General features: G+C 65.1%; 11 protein-coding genes. 4 read left to right on the forward strand and 7 right to left on the reverse strand.

Features of this window, described 5'->3' with window-relative positions; all coding sequences use genetic code 11:
- Nucleotides 1-195 precede the first annotated feature (195 nt).
- Together PQU89_RS12070 and clpB are read left to right on the forward strand one after the other, a co-directional pair.
- The gene (locus tag PQU89_RS12070; protein WP_272766064.1) at nucleotides 196-2229 is read left to right on the forward strand and encodes a methyl-accepting chemotaxis protein; all 2034 of its coding nucleotides are present in this window, start codon (nucleotides 196-198) and stop codon (nucleotides 2227-2229) included.
- Between the two features lie 237 nt (nucleotides 2230-2466).
- Nucleotides 2467-5043: an ATP-dependent chaperone ClpB gene (gene clpB, locus PQU89_RS12075; RefSeq protein ID WP_272766065.1), complete on the forward strand. Its 2577-nt coding sequence runs from the start codon at nucleotides 2467-2469 to the stop codon at nucleotides 5041-5043.
- Between the two features lie 230 nt (nucleotides 5044-5273).
- Here clpB and ushA read toward each other — a convergent pair whose 3' ends face one another.
- Complete coding sequence (gene ushA / locus PQU89_RS12080; protein WP_272766066.1) at nucleotides 5274-6908, reverse strand: bifunctional UDP-sugar hydrolase/5'-nucleotidase UshA; 1635 nt, start codon at nucleotides 6906-6908, stop codon at nucleotides 5274-5276.
- Between the two features lie 114 nt (nucleotides 6909-7022).
- Nucleotides 7023-8708 carry a glutamine--tRNA ligase/YqeY domain fusion protein gene (locus tag PQU89_RS12085; protein WP_272766067.1) on the reverse strand — a complete coding sequence of 562 codons (1686 nt, stop codon included), beginning with the start codon at nucleotides 8706-8708 and terminating at the stop codon, nucleotides 7023-7025.
- A 183-nt stretch (nucleotides 8709-8891) separates the two neighbouring features.
- Between PQU89_RS12085 and ppk2 the strand changes: the two genes are divergently transcribed.
- Nucleotides 8892-9902, forward strand: coding sequence for a polyphosphate kinase 2 (gene ppk2 / locus PQU89_RS12090; protein WP_272766068.1), 1011 nt, complete (start codon nucleotides 8892-8894; stop codon nucleotides 9900-9902).
- Nucleotides 9903-10032: 130 nt separating this feature from the next.
- On the opposite strand, the gene PQU89_RS12095 is transcribed toward ppk2, so the two are convergent.
- The 4 genes from PQU89_RS12095 to PQU89_RS12110 form a co-directional block, all read right to left on the reverse strand.
- Nucleotides 10033-11184, reverse strand: a complete 1152-nt coding sequence (locus tag PQU89_RS12095) for an HD-GYP domain-containing protein (RefSeq protein WP_272766069.1) — start codon at nucleotides 11182-11184, stop codon at nucleotides 10033-10035.
- 152 nt (nucleotides 11185-11336) lie between these two features.
- Nucleotides 11337-15293 carry an ATP-dependent RNA helicase HrpA gene (gene hrpA, locus PQU89_RS12100; RefSeq protein WP_272766070.1) on the reverse strand — a complete coding sequence of 1319 codons (3957 nt, stop codon included), beginning with the start codon at nucleotides 15291-15293 and terminating at the stop codon, nucleotides 11337-11339.
- Between the two features lie 96 nt (nucleotides 15294-15389).
- Complete coding sequence (locus PQU89_RS12105; protein WP_272766071.1) at nucleotides 15390-15758, reverse strand: glutaredoxin family protein; 369 nt, start codon at nucleotides 15756-15758, stop codon at nucleotides 15390-15392.
- Between the two features lie 82 nt (nucleotides 15759-15840).
- Nucleotides 15841-16635: a DeoR/GlpR family DNA-binding transcription regulator gene (locus tag PQU89_RS12110; RefSeq protein ID WP_272766072.1), complete on the reverse strand. Its 795-nt coding sequence runs from the start codon at nucleotides 16633-16635 to the stop codon at nucleotides 15841-15843.
- A gap of 174 nt (nucleotides 16636-16809) precedes the next feature.
- Between PQU89_RS12110 and PQU89_RS12115 the strand changes: the two genes are divergently transcribed.
- Nucleotides 16810-17604, forward strand: a complete 795-nt coding sequence (locus tag PQU89_RS12115) for a Cof-type HAD-IIB family hydrolase (protein WP_272766073.1) — start codon at nucleotides 16810-16812, stop codon at nucleotides 17602-17604.
- A gap of 227 nt (nucleotides 17605-17831) precedes the next feature.
- Here PQU89_RS12115 and PQU89_RS12120 read toward each other — a convergent pair whose 3' ends face one another.
- Nucleotides 17832-19310: a methyl-accepting chemotaxis protein gene (locus PQU89_RS12120; protein ID WP_272766074.1), complete on the reverse strand. Its 1479-nt coding sequence runs from the start codon at nucleotides 19308-19310 to the stop codon at nucleotides 17832-17834.
- Between the last annotated feature and the right edge of the window lie 218 nt (nucleotides 19311-19528).

A 19528-nucleotide genomic window follows, 5' to 3' on the forward strand; every position in this document is an offset into this window, starting at 1 on the left:
GGCACCCGGTTTTTGCCACGGTGGAGCAAATCTTGCTTGTCCGCGCCAACGCGACTGTGTCACTGTATGCCTGTATACAGTTGCCAAAGTGGCCGTCCGCAACACGGGCGGCCGTTTTTCGCCAGCGCGGCGCTACCCCGCCGCTGCCGGCGTGACGGTGAGACGCCGGAATAAAAAAACGATAAGGAAGCAAGGATGAAGCGTGCGATCAGCATCGGCACCCGTCTGGTCTGGGCCCAGGTGGCCCTGATGTCACTGTTGGTGGTCGCCCTGATGGTGCCGGCCTATCTGTTTTCGCAAAAGCTGCTGTTCGAGCGCACCCAGGCGGTGCAGCAGCAGCTGATCCACCAGTCGGCCAATATGGCGGCCGGCTTCGACGACGCGCTGAAAATCTCCGCCCAGCAGTTCGAGCGCATGTTCATCGCTAGCTTCAGCGGCGCCTTTGCCGTGACTCCCGAGGAAAAGGTCGATACCGGCGGCCAGCTGCTGCCGTCGCTGAAGGTGGGCGGGGTGCTGCTCAACAACAATCACGACCTCGCCGGCGAGTTTGCGGTGCGCAGCGGCAACCCGGCCTCGGTACTGGTCAAGGAGGGCGACGACTTCTACCGGGTGTCGACCTCGCTGCTGACCGCCGACGGCCGTCGCGCGGTCGGCAGCAAGCTGGAGCGCAGCAGCCCGGTGTACGAGCGGCTGAGCCGCGGCATGCCGTTCCAGGGCAAGGTGGTGATGTTCGACAAGGAATACGTGGTCAGCTACAGCCCGTTGAAGAACGAGAACGACCAGGTGATCGGCGCCACCTCGGTGGCGCTCAGCGCAAGCGAAGGCGTCGGCGGTCTGCTGGCTCGGCTGTCCAAGGTCAAGCTGGGCCAATCCGGCCATATCGTCATCATCGGCGCCGACAAGAACAGCAGCGAATTCGGCCACTTCGTGCTGCACCCGAAACTGACCGGCCGCACCATCGACAAGGATGTCGATGCCGGCGGCCAACCTTATCTGACCGAGATGCTGAGCCAGACCAGCGGCAGCCGCACCGTGCGCAAGCTGGACGACAACGGCAAACCGGCCGAGCACATGCTGACCTGGCAGCGCTTTGACGCCTGGGGCTGGGTGATCGTCAGCGACGAGCTGACCGCCGAGCTGCAACACGACAACAACATCCTGCTGCAGGGCCTGATCGGTGGCTGCCTGTTGCTGGTGGTGTTGCTGTCGCTGTCGCTGTGGCTGCTCACCGGCCGGCTGGTGGCCCGCCCGGTGCGGCTGCTGGTCAAGGCCGTCGGCGAGGTACGTGACAGCAGTGACCTGACCCGCCGTCTCGACATCCCGCGCCGCGACGAAATCGGCGAGGTAGCCGGCGCGCTCAACAACCTGCTGGAGAGCTTCCGTCAGTCGCTGAACCGCACCCGCGCCCACGCCGAGGAACTGGAAGTCGCCGCGCACGAGCTGGCCGGCAAGGCGGAAACCGCCGCCGTGGCCGCCGGCGAACAGCGCGACAGCGCCGGGGTGATGGACAGCCATGCTCGTCAGCTGAATGACGGCGTACACCGTATCGAACACGTTGCCGGCGAGGCCAGCCGCGCCGCACGCGCCTCCAGCGACGCCGCCAGCCAGGGTAGCCAGAGCCTGGTGGCGGCGGTGGACGAGGTCAACCGCATCGCCAACACCCTCGGCGCCGCCGAAGGCAGCCTGCACAGCCTGGAAGGCAGCGCCAGCCAGATCACCAGCATCATCGCGGTGATCCGTGACATCGCCGACCAGACCAATCTGCTGGCGCTGAATGCGGCGATCGAGGCTGCTCGCGCCGGCGAATTCGGCCGCGGCTTTGCCGTGGTCGCCGACGAGGTGCGCAAGCTGGCGGAGCGCACCAGCCAGTCGACACAGGAAATCGGCGGCATGATCGGCGCCATGCAGCAGGCGACGCTGGCGGCGGTGGACGCGATGCGGCAGTCGGTGACGCTGGCTGCCAACGGCGCGGCGATCACCGGCGAGGCCCGCCACGCCATCGACAGCATTCTCGATGCCTCGCGCGAAACGATGGCGGTGGTGTCGCGCATCCACGAGCAGCTTGGCGAGCAGCGGCAGAGCGTGGAGGAGATCGCGGCGCAGGTGGCGACGGTGGCGTCGCAGGCGCAGGTCGGCAGCGACGCGGCACAGCGTTCGTCCGAGACGGCGCAGCACATGACCGGCCTTGCCGATGCACTGCGCGACGAGGTCAGCGTGTTCCGTACCTGATACCGGATTGCTTGCGGCCAACGTTGGCCGCAACGTGTGAGGCCCGTGCCCTGCCGTGAGGCGGACACGGGCCTCTTGCTTTTTGCCGGCTGTCGCCTCCGTTTGGGCTATGGTGGTACAAGCTGGCCAGCATTGCTGCGTCGCTTGATCCCGGACAAAAACGCTGCGGATGCCGCTTGAAAAGCCATGCGTGATGCCCAAGTTTGTCATCATCAAACTGCAAGCAAGGAGCCTGTGATGCGTTTCGACAAACTCACCACCAAATTCCAGCAAGCGCTGGGCGATTCCCAGAGCCTGGCACTGGCCGGCGACAATGCCTATATCGAGCCGCAGCACCTGCTGCTGGCGATGCTGGACGACGCCGACAGCGGCATCGTCAGCCTGCTGGCGCGTGCCGGCGTCAATGTCAGCGCGCTGAAAGGCAGCCTGCGCGACGCGGTGGCACGCCTGCCTAAGGTCAGTGGCACCGGTGGCGAGGTCACTGTGTCGCGCGACCTGACCAATCTGCTGAATCTGGCCGACAAGGCGGCGATGAAGCGCGGCGACCAGTTCATCGCCAGCGAGCTGTTCCTGCTGGTGCTGGCCGAGGACAAGGGCGAGACTGGCCGCCTACTGAAACAGCACGGCGGCAACAGCGCGGCGATCCACGCCGCGGTGGAGGCGGTGCGTGGCGGCGACGCGGTCAACAGTGCCGATGCCGAAGAACAGCGTGAGGCACTGAAAAAGTACACGCTGGACCTGACCGAGCGCGCGCGGCAGGGCAAGCTGGACCCGGTGATCGGCCGCGACGACGAGATCCGCCGCGCCATCCAGGTGCTGCAGCGCCGCACCAAGAACAACCCGGTGCTGATCGGCGAGCCGGGCGTGGGCAAGACCGCCATCGTCGAAGGCCTGGCGCAGCGCATCGTCAACGGCGAGGTGCCGGAAAGTCTGAAGCACAAGAAGCTGCTGGTGCTGGACATGGCCGGCCTGATCGCCGGCGCCAAGTTCCGCGGTGAGTTCGAGGAAAGGCTGAAGGCGGTGCTCAGCGACATCGCCAAGGACGAGGGCAGCATCATCCTGTTCATCGACGAGATCCACACCATGGTCGGCGCCGGCAAGGCCGAGGGCGCGATGGACGCCGGCAACATGCTGAAGCCGGCACTGGCGCGCGGCGAGCTGCACTGCCTGGGCGCCACCACGCTGGATGAATACCGCAAGTACATCGAGAAGGATGCCGCGCTGGAGCGCCGTTTCCAGAAGGTGCTGGTCGACGAGCCGACGGTAGAGGACACCATCGCCATCCTGCGCGGGCTGCAGGAAAAGTACGAGATACACCACGGCGTGGACATCACCGACCCGGCCATCGTTGCCGCTGCCGAGCTGAGTCACCGCTACATTACCGACCGTTTCCTGCCGGACAAGGCCATCGACCTGATCGACGAGGCCGCCTCCAAGATCAAGATGGAGCTGGACTCCAAGCCGGAGGAAATGGACAAGCTCGATCGCCGCCTGATCCAGCTGAAGATCGAGCGCGAGGCCGTGAAGCGCGAAACCGACGAAGCCTCGAAGAAACGCCTGCAGCTGATCGAGGAAGAAATCGGCGGCCTGTCGCGCGAGTACGCCGACCTGGAAGAAATCTGGAAGGCGGAAAAAGCCAGCCAGCAGGGCAGCCAGTCGATCAAGGAAGAGATCGAGCGCCTGAAGGTGGAAATGGACGAACTGAAACGCAAGGGCGACTGGCAGAAACTGGCCGAGCTGCAGTACGGCAAGCTGCCGCAACTGGAAGGGCGGCTGAAGGATGCCGAAGCCGCCGCCAGCGGCGGCGACAAGCCGAACCGCCTGCTGCGCACCCAGGTCGGTGCCGAGGAAATCGCTGAGGTGATTTCGCGCATGACCGGCATCCCGGTGTCCAAGATGCTGACCGGCGAGCGCGAGAAGCTGCTGCACATGGAAGACGTGCTGCACCAGCGCGTGGTGGGACAGGACGAGGCGGTGACGGTGGTCGCCGACGCCATCCGCCGCTCGCGCTCCGGCCTCGCCGACCCCAACCGCCCGTACGGCTCCTTCCTGTTCCTCGGCCCCACCGGCGTGGGCAAGACCGAGCTGTGCAAGGCGCTGGCCGGCTTCCTGTTCGACAGCGAGGAGCACCTGATCCGCGTCGATATGTCGGAATACATGGAGAAACACTCCGTCGCCCGCCTGATCGGTGCGCCGCCGGGCTACGTCGGTTACGAGGAGGGTGGCATGCTCACCGAACAGGTGCGCCGCAAGCCGTACAGCGTGATCCTGCTGGACGAAGTGGAAAAGGCGCATCCGGACGTGTTCAACGTGCTGCTGCAGGTGCTGGACGACGGCCGCCTGACCGACGGCCAAGGCCGCACCGTGGACTTCAAGAACACGGTGATCGTGATGACCTCGAACATGGGCAGCCAGCACATCCAGGCCATGGCCAGCGACGACTACCAGGTGGTGAAACTGGCGGTGCTGGCGGAAGTGAAGTCACACTTCCGCCCGGAATTCGTCAACCGTATCGATGAACTGGTGGTATTCCATGCCTTGGCGGAGGCACAGATCAAGTCCATCGCCCGCATCCAGCTGAAGCGGCTGGAACAGCGCCTGGCCAAGCTGGAGCTGAACCTGCAGGTGAGCGAGGACGCGCTGAGCCTGATCGCGGACGCCGGCTTCGACCCGGTATACGGCGCGCGTCCGCTGAAACGGGCGATCCAGAGCGAGATCGAGAACCCGCTGGCCAAGGCGATCCTGGCCGGGCACTACCTGCCGAAGGCGACGGTGATGGTGGATGTGCGCGGCGGGCAGCTGGTGTTCGACTAAGCAGGCTGGCGCTTGACGCGGCATTGAGCAAGGTTGGCCGCAAGCCTGTTCGGCTTGCGGCCAACCTTTTTTCGGCGCTGCCTAGAGCGTATTCACGAACTTGCACACTCTCGCGAGACAAGGCGAAAACGACTACGGAAGGGCGTTTATCCAGATGTAAACACGCATGCCGAAACCGTTTTCAACGTGGTATCGCCCCAGATCAAGTCGCAGCAGATCGTGAACAGGCCTTAGCGGCGGATCACGCTATTGCCCGGCTCGAAGTTGCTGCTGCGGATCGGGCTTTGCGCGGTGATGTAGGCCTTCAGCATGTCGGCATCGACAAAGCCGGTGTCGACAAAACCGGGTTTGCCGGCAAGGCGCGGGTAGCCGTCGCCACCGGCGGCCATGAAGCTGTTGATCGCCATGCGGTAGCGCTTGGCCGGGTCGATGGCCTGGCCGCCGATACTGGCCTGCTTCACTTCACCGTTCTCGATCAGCAGCTGCACACCGGCAAACTGGGCGAAGGCACCGGCGCCGGCACTCATTTTTGCGGCGGCGGCGAGGTAGTCCAGCGCTTCCTTGCCGCTGAAGTCGATGAAGGTGAGGGTGCTGCCGAACGGGAACACCTTCAGCACGTCTTTGTAGCTGATCTTGCCGGCCGGCAGCGAGTCACGGATGCCGCCGGAGTTGACCACTGCAAAGTCGGCGCGGGCCTTGTCCATCATCGCCATTGCAGTGAACACGCCGAGGTTGGTCGGCTCCTTGCGTACCTGGCTGCGGTCGCCGTTGAGCTTGCCGTCGCTGCTGCCGACTTCGACCGACAGCGCCACCTGGCCCTTGTCCTGGTACGGCTGCAGGAAGCTCAGCAGCGCAGGGTTTTCGGCGATTTCGGCGGTATACGGCACTTTCTGGCTGCTGCCGTCCGCGCGCTTGACCGTCTGTTTCAGGTTCACCGGCAGCAGCCGGTATTGCAGCAGCGTCAGCTCGCCGTTGCGATACTGGAAGTCGGCGCGGCCAACGTATTTGCCCCATTCATGCGCCTGCACGATCCAGGCGCCGTTCTGGCGATCTGGAGCGCAAGGTTGGCCGGGGATGTAGGCGTCGTTGCGCACGTTCTCGGCCTGCATGCACACCGGGTTCTGGCTGTGGCCGCCGACGATGAGGTCGAAGCCCTTCACCGCACGCGCCATCTCCACGTCGCCCGCGGCATTCACGCCGTGTGCGCCGTTGGTATAGTGGCCCATGTGGGTGGCGGCGATCACGATGTTGGCGCGCGCCTTCAGCTCCGGCATCAGCGCGGCGGCCTCGGTCGCCGGCTTGCGGAATTCCACACCCTTCACGTTGTCGGGGCTGACCAGCTTCCAGGTGTCGTCGGTGGTCAGGCCCATCACCGCCACCTTGACGCCGCCGAGGTTGAAGACCTGGTAGGGCTGGAACAGGCGCTGGCCATCCTTGTAGATGTTGGCCGCCAGCATTGGGAAGTCGATCCAGCGCTGCTGCTTCTGCAGCACCGCCAGCGGCTTATCGAACTCGTGGTTGCCGACCGCCATCGCGTCGTAGCCCAGCCGGTTCATGCCCTTGAAGTCCGGCTCGGCATCCTGCAGGTCGGATTCCGGTACCCCGGTGTTCACGTCGCCGCCGTCCAGCAGCAGGCTGTAGCCGCCTTGGGCCTTGACCTCGGCGCGGATGCCGTCGATCAGCGTCTTGCGCGCGGCCATGCCGTATTCGCCGTCGCCGTTTTTCCAGAAGCGACCGTGGTGATCGTTGGTGTGCAGGATGGTGATGCGGTAGGTTTTGTCCGGCTGGTAGCCGCCCAGGCTGCTGCAGCCGCTGATGCTCAGAGCCAGCAGCGACAGGCTGATGGTGGTGATACGTGCCTTCATCTCGTTAACCCCTCAGTAAACGCGTGATGACGAAAAAATGGCAGGACATCGAGTCCTGCCATGCTTTGCTTCATTAACTTAGCGCATCTGCGGGGATCACGCTATCCCGAATGCTTATTTCGCCCAGCTGTCTTTCAGGCCGACGGTGCGGTTGAACACGATCTTGCTGCCCGGCTGGTGCTCAAGGCGGTCGGTGACGAAGTAGCCGATGCGCTCGAACTGGTAGCGTGTTTCCGGCGCCGCGTCGCGCACCACCGGTTCCACGTAACCGGTGATGGTCTGCAGCGAGTCCGGGTTCAGGAACTGCATGAAGTCCACGTATTCGCCGTCTTCGCCGCGCACCGCGTCCGGACGCGGCTCGTTGAACAGGCGGTCGTACAGGCGCACTTCGGCTTCCACCGCGTGGCTGGCGGAAATCCAGTGGATCACGCCCTTCACCTTGCGGCCAACCGGGTTCTGCCCCAGCGTGTCGTGGTCGATGGAGCATTTTAGCTCGATCACCTTGCCGTCCGCGTCCTTGACCATCTCGTCGCACTTGATCACGTAGCTGTAGCGCAGGCGCACTTCGCCACCGACGGTGAGGCGCTGCCATTTCGGTGGTGGCAGTTCGGCGAAGTCGTCGCGCTCAATGTAGATCTCTCGCGCGATCGGCACGTCGCGTTCGCCGAATTCCGGATGGTGCGGATGGTACGGCGCGCTGCGGCTGGCGGTGACGCCGTCCTGGTAGTTGGTGAGGGTAACCTTGATCGGGTCCAGCACCGCCATCACGCGCGGCGATTCGTTTTCCAGCATCTCGCGCACCGCACCTTCGAGAATGGCCAGGTCGATGATGTTTTCACCGCGCGACACGCCGATGCGCTGCGAGAACAGGCGGATGCCGGCCGGGCTGTAGCCGCGGCGGCGCATGCCTTCGATGGTCGGCATGCGCGGGTCGTCCCAGCCGCTGACCTTGTTGTCGGTGACCAGCGCGTTGAGCTTGCGCTTGGAAGTCAGCGCGTACAGCAGCTCCAGGCGCGAGAATTCGTACTGGCGCGGGTGGCAGCCGATGCTGATGTTGTCCAGCACCCAGTCGTACAGCGGACGGTGATCTTCGAACTCCAGCGTGCACAGCGAGTGGGTGATGCCCTCGATCGCGTCCGAGATGCAGTGGGTGTAGTCGTACATCGGGTAGATGCACCACGCGTCACCGGTGCGATGGTGATGGGCGCGGCGGATGCGGTAGATCACCGGGTCGCGCAGGTTGACGTTGCCGGAGCTCATGTCGATCTTCAGGCGCAGCGTCTTGCTGCCGTCGGCGAACTCGCCGTTCTTCATGCGCGTGAACAGGTCGAGGTTTTCCGCCACGCTGCGCTCGCGGAACGGGCTGTTTTTGCCCGGCTCGGTCAGGCTGCCGCGGTATTCGCGCATTTGTTCGGCATTGAGGTCGCAGACAAAGGCGTGTCCGGACTGGATCAGCTCGATGGCGTAGTCGTACAGCTGCTGGAAGTAGTCGGAGGCGTAGCGCACGTTGCCGTCCCACTGGAAGCCGAGCCAGGCCACGCTGTCCTTGATGGCCTGCACGTACTCGTCGGATTCCTTCTCCGGGTTGGTGTCGTCCATGCGCAGGTTGCACTTGCCCTGGTAGTCCTCGGCCAGGCCGAAGTTCAGACAGATCGACTTGGCGTGGCCGATGTGCAGGTAGCCGTTGGGTTCCGGCGGGAAGCGGGTAACGATGCTGCTGTGTTTGCCGGAGGCAAGGTCTTCATCGATGATGGCACGGATGAAGTTGCTGATGACGGGCGCGTTGTTTTCTACGGACATGGTGATGAATTCGGTCGGCAATAATCTGATCTTGCGATTGTACCTGATTCGCCTGTTGCCGCGCAGTGCTGCTGCAGTGCGGCGCTATTTGATCCGCATCAACTGTGCGCCAGCCAGCTCATGACGCTGACAATGGCAGGGGCGTAGCATGTTTCGTGTCACCCCACCGTAAAGAGTCGCACAATGAATGACGAAAACAGCAAGGAACAGCCGTTCAATCACGAAGCCGATAACGTGGCCGCCGAGCCGCAAAAGCCGGCACCGGCACGGCGCCGCAGCGCGGTGGCCAAGGCGCGCGAGGCGGCGGCGCGGGAAATCGAGGCCATCAGCCATGCGCCGGTGGCGCTGCAGGTGGCCCACGCGCCGCACGGCAGCATCGAGGACAGCACCAGCGCGCCGTTGCCGGCGGATTTTCCGTATCGCAGCCGCATCAAGCGCGACGATTACGAACGGCAGAAGGCCGCATTGCAGGTCGAGCTGCTGAAAGTGCAGAACTGGGTCAAGGAAACCGGGCAGAAGATCGTGGTGCTGTTCGAAGGGCGCGACGCCGCCGGCAAGGGCGGCACCATCAAGCGCTTCATGGAGCACCTCAACCCGCGCGGCGCACGGGTGGTGGCACTGGAAAAGCCGACCGAGCAGGAGCGCGGGCAGTGGTATTTCCAGCGTTACATCCAGCACCTGCCCACCGCCGGCGAGATGGTGCTGTTTGACCGCAGCTGGTACAACCGTGCCGGTGTGGAGCGGGTGATGGGCTTCTGCACGCCGCAGGAGTACCTGGAGTTCATGCGCCAGACACCGCAGCTGGAGCGCATGCTGGTCAACAGCGGCACTCACCTGTTCAAGTTCTGGTTCTCGGTCAGCCGCGAGGAGCAGCTGCGCCGCTTCATCTCGCGCCGTGACGATCCGCTGAAGCACTGGAAGCTGTCGCCGATCGACATCCAGTCGCTGGACAAATGGGACGACTACACCGAGGCGAAGAAGGCGATGTTCTTCCATACCGATACCGGTGACGCGCCGTGGGCGGTGATCAAGTCCGACGACAAGAAGCGCGCCCGTCTCAACTGCCTGCGCCATTTCCTGTGGCAGTTGCCGTACCCGGACAAGAACCTGGCCATCATCCGTCCCGACGACAAGATCGTCGGCGCGGCCGGCAGTGTGTTCGAGGCGTCGGAGAAGGAGCTGGATCGCTTCTGACCCGCCTCAGCGGCGCAAGGGAGCAGGGCGCCGTTGCCGCTGTGAAAACGAAAAGGTTGGCCGCAAGCGTGTTGCGGCCAACCTTTTGTCGTTTTCGGCCCGGCATGACGGCCGGCGCCGGGTCAGCGCTTCAGGTGTTCCACAGCTTCAGCAGGAAGGCGGGGCGCACGCCGGCTTCCTGCGGCGACACCGGCTGGCTGATGGCGTAGTCGGTAAGGCCGGTGTTGCGGGGCATCGGTTCGCCGTACACCTCGCCGTTGGCGGCGCGCACGCTGGCGACGCGCGGCTGGGTGTTGTTACCGTCGGCGGCGCGGTGGGTAACGATGGCGATTTCCTGGTTGGCGAGGCGCACGAAGCTGCCCGGTGGGTAGATGCCCAGCTCCTTGATCAGCAGCGCGACAAAACGCGAATCGAACTCGCTGAATTCGCCCTTGTACAGCCGTGCCAGCGCGATCGACGGCAGCCGTCCGGCGCGGTGCGCCTGGCTGATCAGCAGCGAGGTCAGCACGTCGGTGAGGCGGATCAGGTGCGCGCCGGGGTCGATCTCTTCCTTCTTCAGGCCGTAGGGATAGCCGGCGCCGTTCCATTCCTCGTGGTGCTGTTGCACCAGCAGGTGCCAGCGCTCGTTTTCCACGCCCAGATCGCGCAGCAGCGCAGACGACAGCAGCGGGTGGCCGTACATCTGCTGCTGCTGCTCGTTGCTGAGTTTGGCCTGCTGCTTGGTCAGCTCGCTGTGCAGCTGGGTGGCGGAAATGTTCATGGTCAGCGCCGCGCACAGCAGCACCTGCATCTCGTCGGCCGGCAGTTTCAGGCGCCGCCCCAGTACCGCGAGGATGGCGGCGGTGTGCAGGCTGTGGGTACTGCCGTAGTCCTGGAACGGCACCAGCAGGCAGGAGGCGATCAGCCCGTCCGGCTGCTGCTCGGCCAGCGTGGCCAGCCGCTGCGCCACCTGCGTCACTTGCGCTTCGAACTCGCTGACGTGGAAGTAGTGATTGAGCAGGCCGCGCATCTTGTGCGCCAAGCTGTCCATCTCCACCAGCGGGTTGCGGCCGCGGTTTTCGCGCTCCTTGCGCTGCTGCTCCTGCTGCTTTTCGCGGCGTTCGCGCAGCTCGCGCTCGGCGGCGGCCATCTTGGCGTCCTTGCTGATTTCGCCGTTGTCCAGCAGTCGCTGTTTCTGTTCTTCGGTCAGCACGTAGTGGCCGCGCTTGACCAGCAGCACGCCGCTCTTGTGGTACACGTCCATCTGCAATTCCTTGCCGACGATGACGTGACTGGCACTCAATCTGGTAGTTGTTATCTCACTCATAAGCTGCGAGCCCGGCCCTTGTGATGACGCATCAGTGTGTGGGTGCGAATTGTCTTGTTATGGTGTTGTCCGGCGCAGGAGCCGCCGCGACGCTGACGACAGCGTACGGCTGCCGCCCGCTAGCGTGATCAGCGCAGGTTTTTCGGCAGTTCGTCCCACAGTTTCAGCAGCCGCTTCACCGATACCGGGTACGGCGTCTTCAGCTCCTGGGCAAACAGGCCGACGCGCAGCTCCTCAATATGCCAGCGAAACTGTTGCAACGCCAAGCTGGCGCCGCCGCGCTCGTTTTCTTCCGCCATGCGCGCTTCCCATTTCTGCCACAGGTCGCGGATTTCGGCGCCGCGCTGGCCGTCGCGCTGCGCGTTGGCCGGCTGCTTGTCCATGCGCAGGCTCATCGCCTTCATGTAGCGCGGCAGCTGCGGCAGCTGGCTCCACGGCGTGGCGGTGAGGAAGCCCTTGTACACCAGTCGGCCCAGCTGTTGCGTCAGATCAAAGCCGAGGCGGTGCTTCTGCAGCTTGGGCAGCAGCACCTGGTATTCGGCGGCGATCTGGTTCAGGTAGCTGGTCACCGCCTGTGTCACCGCCGGCAGCCGGGTGCGGGCGCGCGCCTTCTGTTCGTTGAACGCCTTCTCGGTACGCGGCGCGTCGTCGTCGCCGATGAAGGCGCGGTCGCAGATGGCGGTGATGGCGTCCTGCAGCAGCTCGTCGACGTTGCACACGTTGCGCAGCTGCAAGCCAAGCTGGGTCATGCCCGGCAGGCCCTTGTTCAGCTGCTTCATGTGCTCCTTCAACTGGTACTGCAGCAGGCGCACCACGCCGCGGCGGTGCTCAAGGTTGGCCGCAGTCTCGGTGTCGAACAGGCGGATCGCCACCCGTTCGCCCTTGGCGTCGGTCTCGATGGTCAGCGCCGGGAAGCCGGTCAGCTGCTGGCGGCCGCGCGCGAACTGGATCGCCTGCGGCAGCTCGCCAAAGTCCCACGCCTCGACATTGTCGCGCTCGAACTCGGCGCTGGTGTCACGGAAGGTCAGCTGCGCCGCCTGGCCGAACTGCTTCTGCAGCGCGAGCAGATCACGGCCCATGCCGATTTCCTGCTTGCCATCGTCAACGATGCGGAAGTTGAACAGCAGGTGTGACGGCAGTTCCATGGTAGCGAATTCCAGCGGATCCACCTTCAGCCCGCCGGTGTGGCGCAGGATGAAGTGCGCCAGCTGTGGCGCGATCGGCTGCTGGGTGTCCGGGTTGCTCAGCAGGAACTGGGTCACGAAATCCGGCACCGGCACGCAGCAGCGGCGGATCTGCTTCGGCAGGCCCTTGATCATCGCCTGCAGCTTTTCGCGGATCATGCCCGGCACCAGCCATTCGAACTCCGCTGGCTGCAGGGTATTGAGCACCGCCAGCGGCAGGTCGATGGTGACGCCGTCCAGCGGGTGGTTCGGCTCGAAACGGTAGCGCAGGCGGCAGCGGCTCTCGGCCAGCTCGCGCCATTCCGGGAACTGGTTTTCCGACACGTGCTCGGCGGCGTGGCGCATCAGCTCGTCGCGGGTCAGGAACAGGATTTTCGGGTTCTGCTGTTCCGCTTCCTTGCGCCACGCCTCGAAGCTGGCGGCGTCGACTACGTTGGCCGCAAGGCGCTCGGCGTAGAACGCGTACAGCGCGTCCTCGTCCACCAGCACGTCCTGGCGCCGCGCCTTGTGTTCCAGCTGCTCCACCTCGCGGATCAGCTGCTGGTTGCGCTGGAAGAACGGTGCATTGCTGACGTACTCCATCGCCACCAGCGCGCCGCGGATGAACAGTTCGCGTGCCTCTTCCGGCGCGATGCGGCCGTAGCTGACCGGGCGGCGCGCGATCAGCGTCAGGCCGAACAGTGTCACCCGCTCGCTGGCCACCACCTCGCCGCGCGACTTTTCCCAGTGCGGCTCGAAGTGGTGCAGCTTGACCAGGTGCGGCGCGACGGCCTCCACCCACTCCGGTTCGATGCGTGCCACGCAGCGACCGTACAGCTTGGTGGTTTCCACCAGCTCGGCGGTGACGATCCATTTCGGGCGCACCTTTTTCAGGCCGGTGCCGGGGAATACCAGGAAGCTGCCGCCGCGCGCGCCGGTGTAGTCGTCGCTCTCCTGCGATTTCATGCCGATATTGCCGATCAGGCCGGTGAGCAGCGCCTTGTGCAGCTTCTCGTAGGCCACGGCGTCGGCCTGCGCGCGTTTTTTCGGCGTGGTCTCAAGGTTGGCCGCAGCGGCCGGCGCATGCGCCTTGTCTTTCTCGATCAGGTTCAGCTCGCTGGCGATGTCGGCCAGCTGCGCGTGCAGCTCGCGCCACTCGCGCAGGCGCAGGTGCGACAGGAAGTGCTCGTGGCAGAGGTTCACCAGCTGGCGGTTGCTGGTCTTGTTGGCCAGCGCGTTGCTGAAGAAGTCCCACAGGTGCAGGTAAGACAGGAAGTCGGACTTCTCGTCGTTGAAGCGTGCCTGCGCTCGGTCGGCGGCCTCGCGCGCCTCGAACGGTCGCTCGCGCGGGTCCTGGATCGACAGCCCGGCGGCGATGATCAGCACCTCGCGCACGCAGTGGTGTTCGCGCCCGGCCAGCAGCATGCGGCCAACCTTGGGGTCGACCGGAATGCGCGCCAGCTCGGTGCCCACCGGCGTCAGCTGTAGTTGCTCGTCCACCGCGCCCAGCTCCTGCAGTACCTGGTAGCCGTCGGCGATCAGGCGGCTGGACGGCGGTTCGATGAACGGGAATTCGTCGACCTTGCCCAGCCGCAGCGCGGCCATGCGCAGGATCACCGCCGCCAGGCTGCAGCGCACGATTTCGGGATCGGTAAACGCCGGGCGGGCGTTGAAGTCGTCCTCGGCGTACAGGCGCACGCAGACGCCGGCCTCGATCCGGCCGCAACGGCCGGCACGCTGGCGCGCGGCGGCCTGCGAGATTTTCTCCACCTGCAGCTGCTCGACCTTGGCGCGCGGGCTGTAGCGCTTGATGCGCGCGTGGCCGGTGTCGATCACGTACTTGATGCCCGGCACCGTCAGCGAGGTCTCGGCCACGTTGGTGGCCAGCACGATGCGGCGGCCGCCGGACGGCTTGAAAATCTTCTGCTGGTCTTCGTTGGACAGCCGCGCGAACAGCGGCAGGATCTCGTAGTGACGGATGCCGCTGCGGCGCAGCTTGTCGGCGGTGTCGCGGATCTCGCGCTCGCCGGGCAGGAACACCAGGATGTCGCCGGCGCCGTGACGCGAGATTTCGTCGACGGCGTCGACGATGGCGTCTTCCATCTCCACCTCGCGCTCGTCCTCGTCGCGCTGCTTCAGCGGCCGGTAGCGCACCTCCACCGGGTAGGTACGGCCGGACACTTCCAGTACCGGCGCGTCGTCGAAGTGGCGGGCGAAGCGGTCGGCGTCGATGGTGGCCGAGGTGATGATGATCTTGAGGTCAGGCCGGCGCGGCAGCAGCTGTTTCAGGTAGCCGAGCAAAAAGTCGATGTTGAGGCTGCGTTCGTGCGCCTCGTCGATGATGATGGTGTCGTAGGCTTCCAGATAACGGTCGGTCTGTGTTTCCGCCAGCAGGATGCCGTCGGTCATCAGCTTGATCACGTTGCGTTCCGACTGCTTGTCGTTGAAGCGCACCTTGAAACCGACGTGGGTGCCCAGCTCCGAACCCAGCTCCTGCGCGATGCGGGTCGCCACCGAGCGTGCGGCCAAGCGGCGCGGCTGGGTGTGGCCGATCAGGCCGTACACGCCGCGCCCCAGCTCCAGGCAGATCTTCGGCAGCTGCGTGGTCTTGCCGGAGCCGGTCTCGCCGCAGATGATCACCACCTGGTTGGCCGCAATCGCCGCCTTGATGTCGTCCAGCTTCTGGTTGACCGGCAGCGCGTCGTCAAAGCTTGGCCGCGGCCGGTGCTCGGCGCGCACGGCGGCACGGCCGGCGGAGCGGGCAATCTGCGCGGCGATGTCCTGCAGCAGTTTGTCCGACGGCTGGTTCTTGCGCAGGCGCTGCTCGACATCCTGCAGCTTGCGTTTCAGCGGCTGGCGGTCGCGCAGCAGACAGGTGGACAGGGCGGCTTTCAGGGCGGCGGGTGTGGCGGTGGTGGTCATGCGTGGCTTCTAAAGAGCGGGCTGCAAAAGGGCGACAGTATAGCAGAGTGGCATGGGGGGAGAGACGGGCGGGCCGGGGGTGGCCCGCCCGGGTCATCAGGCAGAAAAGTGCTGTTCCAGATAGCCGCGGATGGCTTTCGATTCGTACAGCCACTGCACCTTGCCGTCCTGTTCGATGCGCAGGCACGGCACCTGGATCTTGCCGCCGCCTTGCAGCAGCTCGTCGCGGTGGGTGGCGTTGTTTTTCGCGTCGCGCAGCGCCACCGGCACGTTGAGGCGGTGCAGCACGCGGCGGGTCTTGACGCAGAACGGGCAGGCACGGAACTGGTACAGCGCCAGTCCGGCCGCGGCGGCGTCGACGCGCTGCTGGCTGGCGGCGTCGCGTCGCAGCTTGCGCGGGCGGGTGAGGTAGTCGGCGGCAACAATGGTGTTACCGAGCACGAGGCGCAGGGCTTTGAGCAGCATGGCGGAATCCAGTCAGAAAATTGGCCGCCAGTGTAGCGGCTGCACCGGCCGGCGGCCAGCGTTTGCCGCGCTGCAACAGACGCTAGTCGGCGATCAGCAGCGGCACGCCGCTGTGCTGCAGGCTGGCCAGCTTGTGTGGTTCGGCGTCGGCCTCGATCACCAGCCGGCCGATGTCGCGCATGCCGGCCACCGCGAACGGCGAGGCGGTGCCGAGCTTCTCGTTGGTGACGGCGAGCACGATCTGGTTGCACTGGCTGACCAGCACGCGCTTGAACGCGGCTTCCTCGGCGAGGGTGGTGCCGACGCCCAGTTCGATGTCCACCGAGCAGGTGCCGAGAAAGCACACGTCGGGGCGCATGTCCTGCACCGCCAGCGTCGGGATGCTGCCCAGCGTGCCGCCGACGCGGTGATCCATGCGTCCGCCGATCACCAGCACCTCGAACTGGCTACGGCCGAACAGCACCGCGGCGATCGGGATCGAGTTGGTGGCCACCGTCAGCGGCATGTCCGGCAGCGCGCGTGCGATTTCCAGGTTGGTGGTGCCGGCGTCGAGGAACACGAACTGCCCTGGTTGCAGCAGGCGCACCGCCGCTGCGGCCAACCTTGCCTTGCGCGCCACGTTCTCGTGGCTGCGCTCGATAAAGCTGCCGGTATTGGGTGTCATCGCGATGGCGCCGCCGTACACGCGCTGGCAGATGCCGGTGGCGGCCAGCTCGCGCAGGTCGCGGCGGATGGAGTCTTCCGACACGCCCAGCGTCTGCGCCAGTTCGGCGGCCAGCACGCGGCCTTCCTGCTGCAGGCGCTGGCGGATGTACTGGTGGCGGTCGCTGGGCAGGGCGATCGCCGGCGGACGTTCTTTGCGTGCTTCGGTGTTCATGAGGGCAGCTTGGCTGAAAACAGGCAATATCGTGCAGTAGTGTGCAGCCGTGGTCAAATGCGGCGCGGTTCCTTGGGCTGTTTCTGCTGGTTTGTGCGTGATTGTTTGCGTGTTTGTTCGTGTTGGTGCACAATCTTGCCTGTTGTTGCCATTTTTTCTCTGGGGGAGATTGACATGTTCCGCGCCATTGCCACCGATCTTGACGGCACCTTGCTGGATGCCGAATCCCGTATCACCCCGCGTAGCGTTGCCGCCTTGCAGCGTGCCCACGCCGCCGGCTGCCGGCTGATCATCGCCACCGGTCGCCACTACCGCGACGTACAGTTCCTGCTGAACGGTATCGAGCTGCCGATCAGCGTGATCAGCGCCAACGGCGCACGGGTGCACGCGGTGGACGGCACGCCGCTGGCGGCGGCCAACCTGGCGCCGGCGCTGGTACAAAAGCTGGTGCAGCCGGCGCTGGTGCGCGACGTGGAGCTGGCGCTGTATCTGGATGACCGCAAGCTGGCATGCCGCTACACCGGCTCGCTCAACGGCTACCTCGATCGCGCCGAGGTGCACGCCAGCCTGGCCGACTACCACGGTCGCGACGTGGCCAAGATCATCTATTGCGGCGAGCCGGAACGGCTGCGGCTGGTGGAGCAGGACATCCGCTACCGCTTCGACGGCCAGCTGGCGCTGACCTATTCGCAGGATTGCTATCTGGAAGTGATGGCGCCGGGGGTGAGCAAGGGCCAGGCGCTGCAGCAGCTGCTGGCCGGCATGGACATCGCGGCGCAGGATTGCGCGGCGTTTGGCGACGCGATGAACGACGTCGAGATGCTGCAGCTGGTCGGCCACCCGCACCTGATGGCCAATGCCAGCCTGCATCTGCGGCAACAGGTGCCGGACGGGCTGCGCATCGGCCACCACGCCGAATCGGCGGTGGCGGCCTTGCTGGAGGCGCGCTTCGCCGCGTGCGGCGCCTGAGAACCGGTTCAGGATCTGCTGCAACTTGATCGCAACGGGGCGCCGCCACATTGAAAACGGCTTCGGCCTGCTGGTTTATATCTGGATAAACGCCGCTTCTTCAGCCGTGTCGCCTTGTCTGGCGTGAGTGTGCGAGATCGTGAACACTTTCTGAGCGCGGCCGCAGACATTTGAATGAAAAAGCCGCCCGGCAACAGCCGGGCGGCTTTTGTTTTGGCGCGTTGAGTTCAGGCGGTGATGCCGCGGAACTGGCGCACGCTGTCGCCCAGCTCCGCCATCAGCTGGTCCAGCCGCACCGTGGCGTGGGCGATGGTGTCGGTTTCGCCGGACAGGCTGCGGGTGGCGTCGCCGACGGCGCTGATGTCGCCGGCAAACTGGGCAAAGCCGTCGTTCTGGCTCTGCTCCGCCTGCGACACCTGGCGCAGCAGGCCGACCAGCGCGTGGGTGTCGCCGATGATGCCGGACAGCCGCTGTTGCGCGTCGACGGTGTTCTCGCGGCCGCTGCGCATCTGCGCGTTGCCTTCGCGGATCGCCTCGATCGCCTGGTTGGTGCCGTTCACGATCAGCTGGATCTTCTGCTCGATGTCCAGCGTCGCGCCTTGGGTGCGCTCGGCCAGTTTGCGTACTTCGTCGGCGACCACGGCGAAGCCGCGGCCCAACTCGCCGGCGCGGGCGGCCTCGATCGCCGCGTTCAGCGCCAGTAGGTTGGTCTGGTCGGCAATGTCACGGATCAGCTGCACGATGCCGCCCACTTCGGTGCTGCGCTGACCGAGGTCTTCCATGCGCTCCGCAGCGCGGGCGATGACCGTGCCGGCCTGGTTCAGCTGCTGCACCGCAGCGTCCATCGCGGCACCGCCGGCGCTGGCCGCCTGGCCGGCAGTATCAGCCATGCTGGTGGCGCTGAGCGACTGCTCGGTGTTTTGGCTGGTGGTGACCGCCATCTGCTGCGCGATGGCGACCATGGTGTCGGCGCGGTGGCGCTGCTCGCTCATGGTGCGCGCCATCAGCTGGGTGCTGCTGGCGATGTCGCGGCTCTCGCTCTCGGCGGCGTCGAGCAGGCGGGTGACCTGCGCCATCATCTGCTTCATCGCCGCGGTGGCGCGTTCCGCCTCCTCGCGTGCCGATTCCAGCTTTTCGAAGGAGCGCGATTTGGCGCGTTCGTAGGACAGCCCCAGCGCCAGGATCACCAGCGTCAGGCCGATCAGTGATTTGGCCTGCAGTGCGGGCAGCTCGCTGTGCGGGATCGGCGACGTCGGGATGTCGCCGGCGGCACTGAGCGCGAACATCAGGCCGATCATGGCAAAGCTGAGCAGCGTCCACACGATGCCGGAGCGGCGGCCGCTGACGAAGATGGCGGCAAACGGGATGATGGCGAACCACATGATGCTGGTGGAGAGAATGCCGCCGTTGACGTACACCATCCAGCTGACCATGCCGAACATCGACAACACGATGCACTCGGCGACAAGGCGCAAGGCGCCGCTGAGCTTGAGCAGCAACGGACCCAGCAGTAGTGCCAGGCCGCCGACGAGGATGCCGCTGCCCATCGCCGGGTGATGCAGCTTGAAGTAGGAGAGGGCAAACAGCGGGGCGATGGCGCCGGCCAGCAGGCCGACACTGGCGACGGTACGGGCCCGGATCAGGGTGTCCGGGGATTGCCGGACGCTGTCCGGAATGAACCACTCGGTGATGCTGTTCAAAGACATCTGTGTTTCCTCGCGTTGTGTCGTGCGCTGTGGCCTGATGGCGCGGGCACGTTTTATCGTTATGTTTTTTATAAAGCGGGATTGATACTAAAACAGTTGTTTGAAACCATCAAGCGAGCACCGAAACCGTGCTTTCTTTTGTTGCGTCAGGGGTTTGCAAGGTTGGCCGCAATGAAAAAACCCGGCCATGCAGGCATGACCGGGCGGGCTTGGCGAGT

Origin of the sequence: Vogesella indigofera (genome assembly GCF_028548395.1) — a bacterium.
Classification (GTDB): Bacteria; Pseudomonadota; Gammaproteobacteria; order Burkholderiales; family Chromobacteriaceae; genus Vogesella; species Vogesella indigofera_A.